The sequence below is a fragment of the Vibrio sp. 2134-1 genome, assembly GCF_033339495.1.
Genome location: NZ_JAWOUS010000019.1, coordinates 1 through 15,882, shown reverse-complemented (window position 1 = coordinate 15,882; position 15,882 = coordinate 1). Strand labels below are relative to the sequence as shown.

The window sequence follows — 15,882 nt, the reverse complement described above, 5'->3', positions numbered from 1 at the left end:
ACGCTTTAATGTTTTGATTAAAGTCTAATACCATTGTGATCTATTGAGTCATGCTCTAGAACCCAAATCGTATTTCAACTTACGTGTGTAGCATTTTTGATTCGCGTTGCAGACATCGTTTCGTGAAGCTTTGAATTCGAACGCATTTATTCAGTAAAGCGATGGTTATGGCCTCTCTTTAGTGCCAGTTTATGGCTTCTATTGAACCCAGGGAGATTGGAACACGTGAGAAAGTCGGCTTACGCAAGAAAGCTATTTCTGATCAGTATGGAAGATAATGCGCAAAAAAAAGTGGCGGCACTCGAAAAGTACATTGATATGAGCATCCCGGTGATTTCAACCGAAGCACTCATGGAAGCCAAGCCACAACACCGTAATAAAATTCTACTGATCGACTTCAGTGAACATAAATCACTTGTTCAATCGATCAAAAACTTGCCTCTTGTATGGAAAAACTTTGAAACCGTTGTCTTCAACGTGCCTAAAAGACTAACCACGGATGAACTTCTTTCATTTGGTCAATTAAAAGGTGTGTTTTATTCTGAAGATACGCTAGAGCAAATTGGAGAAGGGTTAAAAGGCATTGTTAACGGTCAAAACTGGCTGCCGCGTAATGTAACCAGTCAACTTTTACACTATTACCGCAATGTCATTAATACTCATACTGCACCAGCTACGGTAGACCTAACCATTCGTGAGCTACAAGTACTGCGTTGCCTACAAGCTGGCGCCTCGAACAGTCAGATGGCCGAGGAGTTATTCGTCAGTGAATTCACCATCAAATCGCACTTGTATCAGATATTCAAAAAGCTATCCGTAAAGAACCGAGTACAGGCAATCGCGTGGGCAGACCAAAACTTAATGTCGTGATGCAATGTGAGCGGCTCTGATAACTGAAATGACGAGTCGCTCATCTTTTTTCCGCACCGAGTCTCACATTTTTTCCTACTTTATTCATGATTCATTGATACCTCTCGTGTTAAAGTTATGCGCAGATTCTTGATAAAAACGAGATAGGATATTCCCCCAATGATAAAAAAATGTCTGTTCCCTGCTGCAGGCTATGGCACACGCTTCCTACCGGCAACGAAATCTATGCCAAAGGAGATGATGCCAGTCGTGAATAAACCGCTTATTGAATACGGTGTCGAAGAAGCAATCCAAGCTGGTATGAACGGCATGTGTATTGTGACAGGTCGTGGCAAGCACTCGATCATGGACCACTTTGATAAGAACTACGAACTGGAACATCAGATTAGCGGTACCAACAAAGAAGAGCTGTTGGTAGATATCCGTGAAATCATTGAATCTGCAAACTTCACTTACATACGTCAACGCGAAATGAAAGGCTTGGGCCACGCGATTCTAACTGGACGAGAATTGGTAGGTGATGAGCCATTTGCTGTTGTTCTTGCTGATGACCTTTGTGTGAACGAGCAAGAGGGCGTACTGGCTCAGATGGTGGCACTATTTAAGCAGTTCCGCTGTTCTATCGTTGCAGTGCAAGAAGTACCAGCCGAAGAAACACACAAATACGGCGTTATCTCTGGTGAAATGATCAAAGACGACATCTATCGCGTAGACGACATGGTAGAAAAACCAGAGAAAGGCACGGCGCCTAGCAACCTTGCTATCATTGGCCGCTACATCCTGACTCCCGATATTTTTGAACTGATCGAAAACACCGAACCTGGTAAAGGTGGTGAAATTCAAATCACTGACGCGCTGCTGAAGCAAGCAAAAGCGGGCTGTGTGTTGGCTTACAAATTCAAGGGCAAACGCTTTGACTGTGGTAGCGTTGAAGGTTACATCGAAGCAACTAACTATTGTTTTGAAAACCTGTATCTAAAAGATGAAAAAACCTCTGAGCTAGGTAAGCACGCAACACAAAAAGCTGTATAAAGCATCGTCGTAGTACGAAATTACTGTATCGAAAGCCCAGCACAACGCTGGGCTTTTTACTTTACTGTTTTTTTATCCAGTAATTTTCTTTGCACATTTCTCACACTATGTAATACTTGCCCCACTTGGTTATACATAGAGCAAAAACGATGGATAAAATAGAAGTTCGCGGTGCCCGAACCCATAACCTTAAAGACATTAATCTTACAATCCCTCGCGATAAACTGATTGTCATTACTGGACTAAGTGGCTCCGGTAAATCCTCTCTCGCTTTCGATACATTGTATGCAGAAGGCCAACGACGCTACGTAGAGTCTCTCTCTGCCTACGCTCGTCAGTTTTTGTCTCTGATGGAAAAACCCGATGTCGACCACATTGAAGGGTTATCACCTGCGATTTCTATTGAACAGAAATCTACCTCTCATAACCCGCGTTCAACCGTCGGTACAATTACCGAAGTCTACGACTACTTACGTCTATTGTATGCTCGTGTGGGCGAACCCCGCTGTCCAACGCACCATGCCCCTCTTGCTGCGCAAACCATCAGTCAAATGGTGGACAAAGTCCTAGAGATGCCGGAAGGCAGCAAAATGATGCTATTGGCACCTATTGTCAAAGAACGTAAAGGTGAGCATGTTAAAACGCTTGAGAACTTAGCGGCTCAAGGCTTTATTCGTGCGCGTATTGATGGAGAAACTTGCGATCTTTCCGATCCTCCAACCCTTGAGCTACATAAAAAGCACACCATTGAAGTGGTGGTAGACCGCTTTAAAGTTCGTCCAGACTTACAACAGCGCTTGGCCGAATCTTTCGAGACCACGCTCGAATTATCAGGCGGAATTGCGGTTGTCGCGCCAATGGATGGCGACGGTGAAGAGATTATTTTCTCCGCCAACTTCGCTTGTCCACAATGTGGTTACAGCATGCAAGAGTTAGAGCCGCGACTTTTCTCATTCAACAACCCTGCTGGTGCATGTGGCACTTGTGATGGCTTGGGTGTTCAACAATACTTCGATCCAAGCCGAGTCATTCAAGATGATTCATTAAGCTTGGCACAAGGTGCGATTCGCGGTTGGGATCAAAAGAACTACTACTACTTCCAAATGCTCACCTCATTGGCCGATCATTATGGTTTTGACCTCCATGCCCCTTTTAATTCTCTGCCAAAGAAAACGCAAGATGTCATTCTAAAGGGCTCAGGTCGTACTGAGATTGAGTTTAAATACATCAACGATCGTGGCGATATTCGCGTTAAACGCCATCCATTCGAAGGTATTCTGAATACCCTAGAACGTCGCTATCGTGATACAGAATCCAACTCTGTCCGTGAAGAGCTTGCAAAATACATCTCCACTAAATCTTGTTCAAGCTGTGGCGGTACTCGTCTACGCCTTGAAGCACGTAACGTGTTTATTGCTGATACGACACTACCTGAGATTGTTGAACTCAGCATTGCTGATGCATTGGAATTCTTCCATTCCTTGAAACTGGAAGGTCAACGCGCCCAAATCGCTGAAAAAGTGATGAAGGAAATCAACGACCGTCTGCAATTCTTAGTTAACGTCGGTTTGAACTACCTAAACTTATCACGCAGTGCTGAAACCTTATCAGGCGGTGAAGCTCAACGTATTCGTTTAGCAAGCCAAATTGGTGCAGGTCTTGTTGGTGTCATGTACGTCTTAGATGAACCGTCGATTGGTCTCCACCAGCGTGATAATGAACGCTTATTAAAAACGCTCACTCATTTGCGCGATTTAGGTAATACCGTACTTGTGGTAGAACACGATGAAGATGCGATTCGCTGTGCAGATCATGTCATAGATATTGGTCCTGGTGCTGGCGTACATGGTGGTAATGTTGTTGCGGAAGGCACCATGGAAGAGATAGTCGCGAATCCGAATTCTCTGACAGGTCAGTACTTAAGTGGTGTTAAAGAAATCGCAGTACCGAAAGATCGCACGCCGCGAGATCCGAAAAAAACGGTTGAGCTATTAGGCGCAACAGGTAATAACCTTAAAAACGTTAACCTTTCAATTCCCGTTGGGTTATTCAGCTGTATTACAGGAGTATCTGGCTCAGGTAAATCAACGCTGATTAATGATACTTTCTTTAAAATTGCGCATACCCAACTTAACGGAGCGACAACGGCTCAGCCTTCACCTTATAAATCGATTAAAGGTCTAGAGCACTTCGATAAAGTCATCGATATCGATCAAAGCCCAATTGGCCGTACACCTCGCTCTAACCCTGCAACCTATACGGGGATCTTTACACCAATCCGTGAACTGTTTGCAGGCACACAGGAGTCGCGTTCTCGCGGTTACAAACCGGGCCGTTTTAGTTTTAACGTACGCGGTGGTCGTTGTGAGGCCTGTCAGGGTGACGGTGTTATCAAAGTAGAAATGCACTTCCTACCAGATGTTTATGTGCCATGTGATGTGTGTAAAGGTAAACGCTACAACCGTGAAACGCTCGAAGTACGTTACAAAGGTAAAACTATTGATGAAGTGCTAGAAATGACGGTCGAAGATGCACGCACCTTCTTCGATCCAGTTCCTGCCATCGCTCGCAAACTACAAACACTGATGGATGTGGGTTTGTCGTACATACGATTGGGTCAAGCGGCAACAACACTCTCCGGTGGTGAAGCACAGCGTGTGAAACTGGCGCGAGAGCTATCCAAACGTGATACAGGAAAAACCTTGTACATTTTGGATGAACCAACAACCGGCTTGCACTTCCATGATATCCAGCAGTTGCTCACTGTACTGCACAGACTTCGCGACCACGGAAACACTGTCGTGGTGATCGAGCATAACCTGGACGTCATTAAGACTGCGGACTGGATTATCGATCTTGGTCCTGAAGGGGGTCAAGGTGGCGGCGAGATAATCGCTCAAGGCACTCCGGAAGATGTGTCGCAAATCGAGGGTTCGCACACAGCTCACTTCCTCAAGCCTATGTTGAAGTAGAAAAAACAGGTAAAGTATCGAGACCAGCAAGTGCTGGTCTTTTTTCATTCAAAACAACGCAATAACTATGGCTACTATACATGTAAGTGGAACAAAGCTTTCTCCCGAAAAAGTACAGGTTCCCCTCAATCGCAAGTTTCTCATTGCCTTGGCAACACTATTTGTGTTGGCAATGCACTTTTTCATGCCCAACCCCGGCGGTTCGGGGCTTTCGCTTTCGTTCAATGCGACAACTTGGATTGCTTTTAGCTTTGCATTAGGCATTGGGTGTTACCAACTAGCGAATAATCGAGTGCTACGTTACTCAAAACTAACCATCGGCTTGTTCATTAGTGCTCTTATCATGACAGTGCCCATTCTGTACCCAAATGCGAATAGCAGCTTGGCAGCCAATAAGCTCATAGGCCTGTGGTGTGGTGTCCTGTTCTTTATTGTTTTACAACAATTTCATTTCAGTAATAAACATCGCCAACGCCTATTATGGTTCATTGTCCTTGCGGTTGTTATCGAAGCCATTTTTGGTCTGACACAATATCTGTATCTCAAACCAGGCAATCCGTTTGGTTACGACACGGTGGCCAATCGTCCTTATGGTATTTTCCAACAGCCCAATGTAATGGCCAGTTTTCTTGCGACAGGGTTGGTGATTGCCAGCTATTTACTTGCACGTCAGCCCTACAAATACGATCGTAAGTTAAGCGATGTTTACCTTCTCTATGCCGTACCAGTTTTAACTTTACCACTAATTGTGGCGTTGGCTTCACGCACTGGTTGGTTAGCCTCGGTCATCGCCGTGTTGTTGGTCATTCCATACATGTACCGCTTTGCAACCAAAGGGCGCTTTATCCGCTGGGTTGTGTCACTTGTAAGTGGGCTCTTACTCTCTGTCGTTGTCATGCATCTTGCCTTTCCTGATGGAGGTAGGTTAGCCGCAGAAAAAGTAAATATGGAGTCTCCTCGAGCGTATACTTTTCCGCAAACATTAGACATGGTGATTGAAAAGCCTTTTACTGGTTATGGATATGGCAAGTTTGAATCTGAGTACATGCTGTATACGGCTCGTCAACATGCCCTAAATGAGAATTACCCAGCAGGTTTGCCAGCCATGGATCATCCGCATAATGAGCTACTTTACTGGGGAGTAGAAGGTGGCTTGCTGCCAATAATCGGCATCTTCTTAGCGATGGCACTGGTACTGTATCGAATCTATCAAGCCAAACGCGGAACTCGTCTTGCGTTGCTGGCCTTGTTTATACCTATCGTATTGCACTCACAACTGGAATACCCTTTCTACCACTCTCTCGTGCATTGGTTGATCTTCGTTATCCTACTGTACTGGGTCGATCAGCGCGTCTCTCGTTATCGACAAGTCGGCTTTAGTAATGTGACCAAAAGCTTGCTGCGTGTTTTTAGTTTGGTACTTCCCGTTGCGTTTACGTTTTACATGGTAAGCGCATTACATACGAACTATGTATTGACGAAGTTTGAGACCACTAGACCAACTAACCCTGATATTCTGAATCAAGTCAGTAACCCTGTGGTTTGGAAAGACAGGTTTGATTGGGATGTCTATAGCACGTTTTTAAACCTTGGGCTGTACCAACAAGACGCAACCTTGATTCAGCCTTATATCGATTGGTCGCTAAAAATCATCAAAGATAAGCCTCGCCCTGCATTTTATAATAATTTGATTTTGGCCTACCAAGGCTTAGATGACTCAAGTAAAGCGGAGCAAATTAGAGCTGAAGCGCAGTTTTTGTTCCCGAAGATTGATTTCAGTGACGTCAATTACCAACCACCTTCTCAAGCAATCTCTGCCTCACCAGCCCCCACTTCAGGTGCAGAGTAATAAGTACCAAAAAGCGAAGGGATGACCTTCGCTTTTCTTTATCTCATTGCTGTATGATTTTATTCAGTGAGTGACTCTTCTAACGCTTTTAAGCACAGCGCAACGTTTTCAGATCGAGCGCCGTAACCCATTAAGCCAATACGCCACGCTTTACCAGCTAATGCCCCAAGGCCTGCACCAATTTCTAGGTTATAGGTTTCTAGCAAGTGAGCACGAACTTTTGCTTCATCAATTCCTTCAGGCACGTAAATCGCATTTAATTGTGGCAACCGATGGGCTTCGTCCACAACAAATTCAAATCCTAACTTTTGTAAGCCATTTTTGAGTTTTTCATGCATCAGTTGGTGACGAGCCCAAGCGTTTTCTAATCCTTCATTTTTCAGTATCAATAAAGCTTCATGAAGCGCATACAAGCTATTAACTGGCGCCGTATGATGGTAACTACGCTTGCCTTCTCCACTCCAATACCCCAAAACTAAACTCTGATCGAGGAACCAACTCTGTACTGGTGTTGTTCTTGCTTGAATCTTTTCAATCGCGGCAGGAGAAAACGTCACTGGTGAGAGTCCAGGTACACATGACAAACATTTTTGACTACCAGAGTAAACCGCATCCAGTTGCCATTCATCCACTTTTAACGGCACACCACCAAGCGATGTCACCGCATCAACAATAGATAATGCATTATGCTGTTTCGCGAGCTTACCCAATGCTTGAGCATCACTGACTGCACCAGTTGAGGTTTCCGCATGCACAAAAGCAAGAATTTTTGTATCTGGGTGCTGTTCGAGTGCTTGCTCGACTTTATCAATGGAAACAGGCGTCCCCCATTCATCATCGACGATAACAACTTCACCACCAGCACGGACGACATTTTCGCGCATGCGTTCACCAAATACACCATTACGGCAAACGATCACTTTATCGCCTTTCTCGATCAAGTTTACAAAGCAGGTTTCCATCCCTGCACTACCTGGCGCTGAAACCGCAATAGTGAACTCATTGTCAGTTTGAAAGGCATACTTCAATAGCTGCTTGAGCTCATCCATCATACCGATAAACAGAGGATCAAGGTGACCTACCGTAGGACGGCTTAGTGCTTGTAACACTTGAGGATAAATATCAGAAGGACCAGGTCCCATTAAAATACGGTGAGGCGGAATAAAGCTTTGGATCGACATGTCAGCTCCTTGATTATCTTTTATCCTGAGCATTCTAAAAGTTCTATTCAATAACATGGCTCAGGTGTAGGGTTCTTCACCCTAATAGATTTTTCCTCTATCAGCAATTAGCCGTAAGTATGGAGGTCAAACCAGTGTCACAAAATCGTTAATAAAAAACACCATAAAGGTTGAAATATTGATTGACATTAAGGCCTCAAAACCGTTCAATGTTTGAGCTTTATGTAGAAGAGGAGCGCTACCCAGGTAGATGATTTGTGGAACCGCAATTCCAACACCAATCATTGAGGGGGAGTAGTGCCGAGGTAAGTCAAAGTTGCAGGATTTGACTTGTCGGTTGAATTGGGCTGAATCCCATCAACTGTCATCAGCGCAGTCTGATGAAGGGCTTCTGAGGGTAAATTTTTCAAATAGCATTCTAAATACCTCTCTTTTTGCTCTGTTCCTTTTCTCACTAAACATTGGATGTACAATTTTTTAGGAAGCCGTGGGAGAACGCAGTGAGCGCATTTAACGTAGCTAAATTCGGTGGAACCAGTGTTGCCAACTTTGAGGCAATGAGTCGTTGCGCCACCATTATCGAAAACAATCCAAATACTCGCCTGGTCGTGAGCAGCGCTTGCTCTGGCGTCACCAACCTATTGGTAGAACTCGCCAACGGTGTTCAGGATCAAACGCACCGTACTGAGCTGCTACAAAATTTGGCCAACATTCATGACGCCATTTTAACTCAGCTCGAAGACAGCACGAAAACTGCTGCCGAGGTGTATGGCATATTAGATACCGTAACCAGCCTGGCCGAGGCTGCATCTATCCAAGCTAGTGCGAAGTTAACCGATCATTTAGTCGCATGTGGTGAACTCATGTCGACGCACATTCTAACTCAGTTAATGTGTGAGCGAGGCATTCAAGCAGTGCGCTTTGATATCCGCGATGTGTTGCGTACTGATGACAACTTTGGTCGCGCGGAGCCAAACATTGAAGCAATTTCGACGCTTGCGCAAGATAAACTCGTACCACTTTGCCAACAATCCGTTGTTGTTACTCAAGGCTTCATAGGATCTGACGAAGCCGGTAATACAACAACATTAGGTCGAGGGGGCAGCGATTACAGCGCCGCCTTAATTGCTGAGAGCGTTAAAGCGGCAGGGCTAGAAATCTGGACTGATGTTCCGGGAATCTACACAACAGACCCGCGAATTGCACCAAAAGCCTCACCAATTCCTGAGATCAGCTTTAGTGAAGCTTCAGAAATGGCTAACTTTGGCGCTAAAATCCTTCACCCTTCTACGCTAGTACCTGCATTGCGCCACGACATTCCGGTATTTGTAGGGTCATCGAAAGAGCCAGAAAAAGGGGGAACTTGGATTCGCCACCAAGTCGAAAGCTCACCGTTATTCCGTGCGCTAGCTTTGCGTTGTAACCAAACCATGGTAACGCTACGCAGCGCCAATATGTTCCACGCATACGGTTTTTTAGCAAAGGTCTTTGAGATCCTTGCAAAGCATAAGATCTCTGTCGATTTGATCACGACATCTGAAATCAGTGTATCGTTAACACTTGATCAAACTGATACCTCTGGCGGAGCACCACAGCTGCCGCAAGCTGCACGAGAAGAGTTAGAAGAGTTATGTAAGGTAGAAGTTGAACATGACCTATGCCTCGTTGCTCTCATTGGAAACAACATGAGTGAGAGTAAAGGCTACGCGAAACAGGTTTTTGGCACGCTAGAAGATTTTAACCTACGCATGATTTGTTATGGCGCTAGCCCTCACAACTTATGCTTCTTGCTCCATGAATCGGTATCGAAACAAGCCATACAAAAACTCCACACTGAGTTGTTTGAGAAGTAAGTTCAACTCAATAAAACAAAGGGCTGCGTATTTGCAGCCCTTTGTCGTTTCATTAGTTGTTACATTTGGACGAGGTAAACATCAATTTAACCGTTAATGTTTGGCCCTAACCATTTTTCAGCCTCGATCCTATCCCACCCCTTACGATCGGCGTAACTCTCTAGCTGATCTTCTTGGATCTGTGCGATCGCAAAGTAACGTGAGTCAGGATGAGAGAAATACCAACCAGAGACTGACGCGCCCGGATACATTGCATAGCTGGAGGTTAGAGTCATACCAATGTTCTCTTCCACATTAAGTAACTCCCAAAGCGGTCCTTTTTCAGTATGTTCAGGACACGCGGGATAACCCGGCGCAGGGCGAATACCTTGGTATTTTTCACGAATGAGATCATCGTTAGATAAATCTTCATCAGCTGCATAACCCCAAATTTCTTTACGGACACGCTCATGCAAATACTCAGCAAACGCTTCGGCTAGGCGATCCGCCACCGCTTGAATCATAATTGCGTTGTAATCATCTCCCTGTGCTTTGTATTCATCAGCAAGCTCTCGTTCACCAATACCACCAGTGACAGCAAATGCCCCTATCCAATCATGCTTACCCGACTCTTTAGGTGCGATGTAGTCGGATAAACAATAGTTGAATCCTTTTGGTTTCTCGGTCTGTTGTCGCAAGTTACGTAATACTTTCACAACGTCGGTACGAGTTTCATCAGCATAAACTTCAATGTCGTCCCCCACGCTCGCAGCAGGGAATAAGCCACACATTCCACGCGCTTTTAACAGGCCTTCTCGCTCAACTCGATCAAGTATCTCGTGGGCATCTTCGAATAAACGTTTTGCTTCTTCACCAACTTCTTCATGTTGGAAAATTGTTGGATACTTACCCACAAGTGACCAAGTCATAAAGAATGGTGTCCAATCGATGTATTGACGTAATATAGCCACATCAAAATCATCGAAGATATGAATGCCAGGCTTAACAGGCACTGGAGGAGTATAAGCTTCCCAATCGATAGCAACTTTATTCGCTCGAGCAGCTTCTAATGTCACTGGTTTGGTTCTCGGTTTCTTTCGATTATGTTGATCACGTACTCGTTCGTAATCAGCTTCAAGTTTTTCAACAAATTCAGGGCGACGTTCATCAGACAGAAGAGAAGTACATACGCCCACTGCACGTGAGGCGTTGTTCACGTAAACCACTGGATGCTTGTAATTTTTCTCAATCTTAACTGCTGTATGGGCTTTTGACGTTGTTGCGCCACCGATGAGAAGAGGTAAGTTAAAGTCGAGACGCTCCATCTCTTTTGCAACATGCACCATTTCGTCTAATGAAGGTGTGATCAACCCTGATAAACCAATAATATCGACGTTCTCTTCTTGCGCTACTTTTAAGATCTTTTCGCAAGGAACCATGACACCAAGATCGATAATTTCGTAGTTATTGCACTGCAATACAACGCCAACGATATTTTTCCCGATATCATGTACATCACCTTTGACCGTCGCTAGCAAAATCTTACCGTTTGTTTGTCCCACCTGCTTTTCTGCATTGATGTAGGGCTCCAGATGCGCGACTGCTTGCTTCATCACTCGTGCAGATTTTACGACCTGAGGAAGGAACATTTTACCTTCACCAAACAAGTCTCCGACGACGTTCATCCCATCCATTAATGGGCCTTCAATCACCTCTAATGGCTTTGAAGCGTTGACACGAGCCTCTTCGGTATCATCAACGATGAACTCAGTTATTCCTTTCACTAACGCGTGCTCTAAGCGCTTTTCAACAGGCCAAGTTCTCCACTCAAGTGCAGAGGCATCCTCCTCTTTACCTACCCCTTTGCCTGCATATTCCGCCGCGATATCTAACAATCTCTCAGTGGCGTCATCACGACGGTTAAGAACGACATCTTCCACAGCCTCACGCAATTTTTCAGGCACGTTATCGTAGATTTCTAACTGACCCGCATTCACAATCCCCATATCCATACCATTTTTAAAACAGTGGTAGAGGAACACCGCGTGAATCGCTTCACGTACATAGTTATTGCCACGGAAAGAGAATGAGACGTTAGAAACACCACCCGAGATCATCGCATGTGGTAAATCACGTTTGATATCGCCAACGGCTTCAATGAAATCCACCGCGTAGTTATTATGCTCCTCGATCCCCGTAGCAATGGCAAAAATGTTTGGGTCAAAAATGATGTCTTCTGGTGGAAAGCCCACTTCATCAACAAGAATTCGGTAAGCGTTGGTACAAATTTCTACTTTGCGCTCACGTGTATCTGCTTGCCCAATCTCATCAAACGCCATCACAATCACAGCCGCACCGTAACGGCGGATCAACTTAGCTTGTTCAACGAATTTCTCTTTGCCTTCTTTGAGAGAGATCGAGTTAACAATGCCTTTGCCTTGGATGCACTTAAGACCGGCTTCAATAACCTCCCACTTGGAAGAGTCAACCATGATTGGTACTTTTGAGATTTCAGGTTCTGACGCACAAAGGTTTAAAAAGCGAACCATACAAGCTTGTGCATCCAACATGCCTTCATCCATGTTGATATCGATAATTTGAGCGCCATTTTCAACTTGTTGACGAGCCACATCGAGCGCTTCATCGTACAGCTCTTCTTTAATCAAGCGCTTAAAACGCGCAGAACCGGTTACATTCGTACGCTCACCGACATTGATAAATAAAGAGTCTTTATCAATAGCGAGTGGCTCTAGGCCAGACAAGCGACAAGCAACGGGAAGTTCAGGTAATTGACGAGGGGCGATATTTTCAACCGCGAGTGCCATTTGGCGAATGTGCTCAGGAGTTGTACCACAACACCCACCAATCAAGTTTAAAAAGCCACTTTGAGCCCACTCTTTAACATGCTTAGCCATATCTTCTGGCGACAAATCGTATTCGCCGAATGCATTCGGAAGCCCAGCATTTGGGTGAGCGGAAACAAAAGATTCTGATATACGCGAGAGCTCTTCAACATAAGGACGCAGTTCATCCGGGCCAAGTGCACAGTTCAAACCAAACGAAATCGGTTTAACATGACGTAATGAGTTGTAAAACGCTTCTGTGGTTTGACCGGATAATGTTCTACCGGAAGCATCAGTAATAGTCCCCGAGATCATCACAGGTAACTCAATACCCATCTCTTCAAACACACTTTCAACAGCAAATGAACAAGCCTTAGCGTTAAGAGTATCGAAGATGGTCTCGATAAGAATAAGATCAGAACCACCTTTAATCAGCGCTCGAGTCGATTCAGAGTAAGCCTCAACTAACTCGTCGAAAGAAACATTTCGATATCCAGGGTCGTTTACATCAGGAGAGATAGAACAAGTGCGGTTCGTCGGCCCTAAAACCCCTGCGACATAACGCGGTTTATCGGGTGTTTTTGCGGTCCATTCGTCTGCAACTTCACGTGCAAGCTTGGCAGCAGCAAAGTTAATTTCTTCACTTAGGCTTTCCATCTCGTAGTCAGCCATCGCAATGGTTGTTGCGTTAAACGTGTTGGTTTCGAGAATATCTGCACCCGCTTCTAAATATGCAGCGTGAATTTCCTTGATAAGTTGAGGCTGACTTAGAACCAACAGGTCGTTGTTACCTTTTAGATCACAATGCCAATCCGCAAAGCGCGTTCCTCGATAGTCTTGCTCTTCAAGTTTGTACCCTTGAATCATGGTTCCCATACCACCATCAATCAAAAGAATACGTTGCTTCAATTGAGCTTCAATCTGTTGTATTACGTTACTTCCCACAGTACAGCCTCATTCCTTTAGTTATCTTTCCATCCTATCACACAAACTTCAGGAGTCTAGACGTCTAAACGTAGAATTAATGATTATTTTATATCCTTCTTAACTTGCAAAATAATCACGAAAAAATGTTTGCTATTTAAGCAGCATCAGCCGAGAATTCCATTCATAAAATGTTACAAATAGAGAGCTCTATGTCGGTCTATCATACTTTATGTTTTCTATCCGCAGCTGCGATGCTAATTGCTTTTGTAAACAGCAAGATAGGAAAGATGCAAACCACCATTGCGATTACCGCAGGTTCAATGGTGCTTTCACTTCTAATCTTAATTGCGGGTCAAAACAACTGGTTCCATCTCACCGAAATTGCAACGGAGACGGTCACAAGGATTAACTTCGAAGATTTCTTGCTCAAAGGCATTCTTGGCTTCTTACTATTTGCTGGTGGACTAGGCATCAAACTCCCGAACCTTAAAGATCAAAAGTGGGAGATCACTGTTTTAGTCCTTGGAGCTACACTGTTTTCTACGTTCTTTATTGGATTTGCGCTGTATGGGTTTTGTCAGTTAATTGGCATCCAATTTGATTTGGTCTACTGCTTACTATTTGGTGCTCTAATATCGCCAACTGACCCAATCGCTGTATTGGCTATTGTGAAAAAACTCGATGCTCCTAAACGTATCTCCACTCAGATTGAAGGAGAATCGCTCTTCAATGATGGCTTCGGTTTGGTTATCTTCGTCACTCTATTTACGATTGCATTTGGCACTGAGGCACCAACTGTAGGTAGTGTCACCTTACTCTTCATCCAAGAAGCTATCGGTGGTATCACATATGGTTTCGTCCTCGGTTTGCTATTCCACTACTTGATCAGTGCCACCGATGATCACTCAATGGAATTGTTACTTACCATTGGTGTCCCAACAGCAGGTTACGCATTTGCTGAATACATCCATGTATCAGGCCCACTCGCAATGGTTGTATCCGGTATTATGATTGGCAACTGGACACGCTTTATTGGCTTTTCAAAAGAGAGTGAAGATCACCTTGACCATTTTTGGGAGCTTGTTGATGAGTTCTTGAATGGCGTGTTATTCCTACTGATCGGCATGTCGATGCTGCTGTTTGAATTCCACAAAGAAGACTGGATCATGATGGCTATTTCAGTCCCTCTTGTACTAGCAGCTCGCTATTTAAGCGTATTTCTCTCGTACATTGGCTTTAAGCGTTACAGAAAATATAACCCGTGGTCAGTACGTATTTTGACGTGGGGCGGCTTACGCGGGGGCCTTGCATTGGCAATGGCACTTTCCATTCCATCTGGTATTTGGGTGATTCAAGATAAGTTAATCGATGTAAAAGAGATTATTCTTGTAATGACCTACTCCGTCGTTGTTTTCTCTATCCTCATTCAAGGCTCAACAATCACTCCAATGATTGAAAAAGCAAAAGCAGAAGAGAAGAAGATGGAAGAGAACAACCAAGCAATAACCACTCCGGAACATACGGAGACAGTGGACTCTTAAAGACACGTAACTTAATAAATAAAAAGCAGCTACCTAGCTGCTTTTTTCATAACTAATTTTCAGACTCCCCTTCAAGGACGAGTGCTCCTTATTCTTTGATATACCTTCAAATATACTAAGAATCGCTACGCTGCATTTTCATAGATACTAACTATTGCCGATAGATAGTATTCATAGACGAGCCTTTTAATTTACCCATTTATCACTTCTCTTCTCTTCTCTTCTCTTGGCAATATAGGCTCCTCGCAAATATCAAAGCTAAACTTCCACAATACTTAGCAATGAGCGAGTTTGTATTTTTATGAGAAAGATACATTTAGAGTGATTGCGTTCAGAACCCAAACAGGTTAGCAATCTCACCAAGATAAAACTGAGCTAGCATTCAGGTAGATCAAAGCCTTAACAGAAATTTAGTCCCCCTCTCTCTTGATCTCAGTGAGACTAAACTTGTATTCAAAGTCGTCCTGTTTTCAAAATTGGAACAAGTGACACCTCAAACAATTAAACTCTGTCACATAACTAGATTTTCTAATATCGAACAAAAGGAGCTTTGGTGAATGAAGAGGCTCAAAACTAGCGCTCGAGACTGCAGAAACCACACAAAACTGCGTTCCACTTCACTCATACAGGGCTTAGAAAGCATAGCCAGAGGGAAGCCTGCCTCTCGATGCAAGGTTTCAATATGAAAGTGGGTTTAAGGTAAGTCGGGGAACCAAAACGAAAAAAGCCTCAGTCTTTCGACTGAGGCTTAATATAAATGGCGGAGTGGACGGGACTCGAACCCGCGACCCCCGGCGTGACAGGCCGGTATTCTAACCAACTGAACTACCACTCC

General features: G+C 44.3%; 8 protein-coding genes, 1 tRNA gene and 1 riboswitch. Of the genes, 6 read left to right on the top strand and 3 right to left on the bottom strand.

Going from position 1 to position 15,882, the window contains the following annotated elements:
* The first annotated feature begins 225 nt into the window (after nt 1-225).
* The 4 genes from R7R78_RS18715 to R7R78_RS18700 all read left to right on the top strand — a co-directional run bounded on the left by R7R78_RS18715 (nt 226) and on the right by R7R78_RS18700 (nt 6,723).
* Nucleotides 226-870 (top strand): LuxR C-terminal-related transcriptional regulator, encoded by a 645-nt coding sequence (locus R7R78_RS18715; protein WP_033907423.1) that lies wholly within the window; start codon nt 226-228, stop codon nt 868-870.
* A 159-nt stretch (nt 871-1,029) separates the two neighbouring features.
* Nucleotides 1,030-1,902, top strand: a complete 873-nt coding sequence (gene galU, locus R7R78_RS18710) for a UTP--glucose-1-phosphate uridylyltransferase GalU (RefSeq protein ID WP_005381239.1) — start codon at nt 1,030-1,032, stop codon at nt 1,900-1,902.
* 149 nt (nt 1,903-2,051) lie between these two features.
* Nucleotides 2,052-4,874 carry an excinuclease ABC subunit UvrA gene (gene uvrA, locus R7R78_RS18705; protein WP_005381241.1) on the top strand — a complete coding sequence of 941 codons (2,823 nt, stop codon included), beginning with the start codon at nt 2,052-2,054 and terminating at the stop codon, nt 4,872-4,874.
* A gap of 67 nt (nt 4,875-4,941) precedes the next feature.
* Nucleotides 4,942-6,723: a PglL family O-oligosaccharyltransferase gene (locus R7R78_RS18700; RefSeq protein ID WP_132937242.1), complete on the top strand. Its 1,782-nt coding sequence runs from the start codon at nt 4,942-4,944 to the stop codon at nt 6,721-6,723.
* A 59-nt stretch (nt 6,724-6,782) separates the two neighbouring features.
* Here R7R78_RS18700 and R7R78_RS18695 read toward each other — a convergent pair whose 3' ends face one another.
* On the bottom strand, nt 6,783-7,904 hold the full coding sequence (locus tag R7R78_RS18695; RefSeq protein WP_017821323.1) for a pyridoxal-phosphate-dependent aminotransferase family protein: 1,122 nt from the start codon (nt 7,902-7,904) through the stop codon (nt 6,783-6,785).
* A 220-nt stretch (nt 7,905-8,124) separates the two neighbouring features.
* Nucleotides 8,125-8,303, top strand: a riboswitch (Lysine riboswitch).
* Between the two features lie 101 nt (nt 8,304-8,404).
* Between R7R78_RS18695 and lysC the strand changes: the two genes are divergently transcribed.
* Nucleotides 8,405-9,757 (top strand): lysine-sensitive aspartokinase 3, encoded by a 1,353-nt coding sequence (gene lysC / locus R7R78_RS18690; protein ID WP_017821324.1) that lies wholly within the window; start codon nt 8,405-8,407, stop codon nt 9,755-9,757.
* Between the two features lie 86 nt (nt 9,758-9,843).
* Here lysC and metH read toward each other — a convergent pair whose 3' ends face one another.
* Complete coding sequence (gene metH / locus R7R78_RS18685) at nt 9,844-13,524, bottom strand: methionine synthase (protein WP_186584630.1); 3,681 nt, start codon at nt 13,522-13,524, stop codon at nt 9,844-9,846.
* Nucleotides 13,525-13,715: 191 nt separating this feature from the next.
* On the opposite strand from metH, the gene R7R78_RS18680 reads away from it, so the two are divergent.
* Nucleotides 13,716-15,047, top strand: coding sequence for a cation:proton antiporter (locus R7R78_RS18680; protein WP_225474111.1), 1,332 nt, complete (start codon nt 13,716-13,718; stop codon nt 15,045-15,047).
* A gap of 758 nt (nt 15,048-15,805) precedes the next feature.
* Here R7R78_RS18680 and R7R78_RS18675 read toward each other — a convergent pair.
* Nucleotides 15,806-15,882, bottom strand: a tRNA-Asp gene (locus tag R7R78_RS18675).

Coding starts and splice junctions, on each gene's coding strand:
- uvrA (WP_005381241.1), top strand. CDS start 2,052: ATGGATAAAATAGAAGTTCGCGGTGCCCGAACCCATAACCTTAAAGAC.
- R7R78_RS18695 (WP_017821323.1), bottom strand. CDS start 7,904: ATGTCGATCCAAAGCTTTATTCCGCCTCACCGTATTTTAATGGGACCT.
- galU (WP_005381239.1), top strand. CDS start 1,030: ATGATAAAAAAATGTCTGTTCCCTGCTGCAGGCTATGGCACACGCTTC.
- R7R78_RS18680 (WP_225474111.1), top strand. CDS start 13,716: ATGTCGGTCTATCATACTTTATGTTTTCTATCCGCAGCTGCGATGCTA.
- R7R78_RS18700 (WP_132937242.1), top strand. CDS start 4,942: ATGGCTACTATACATGTAAGTGGAACAAAGCTTTCTCCCGAAAAAGTA.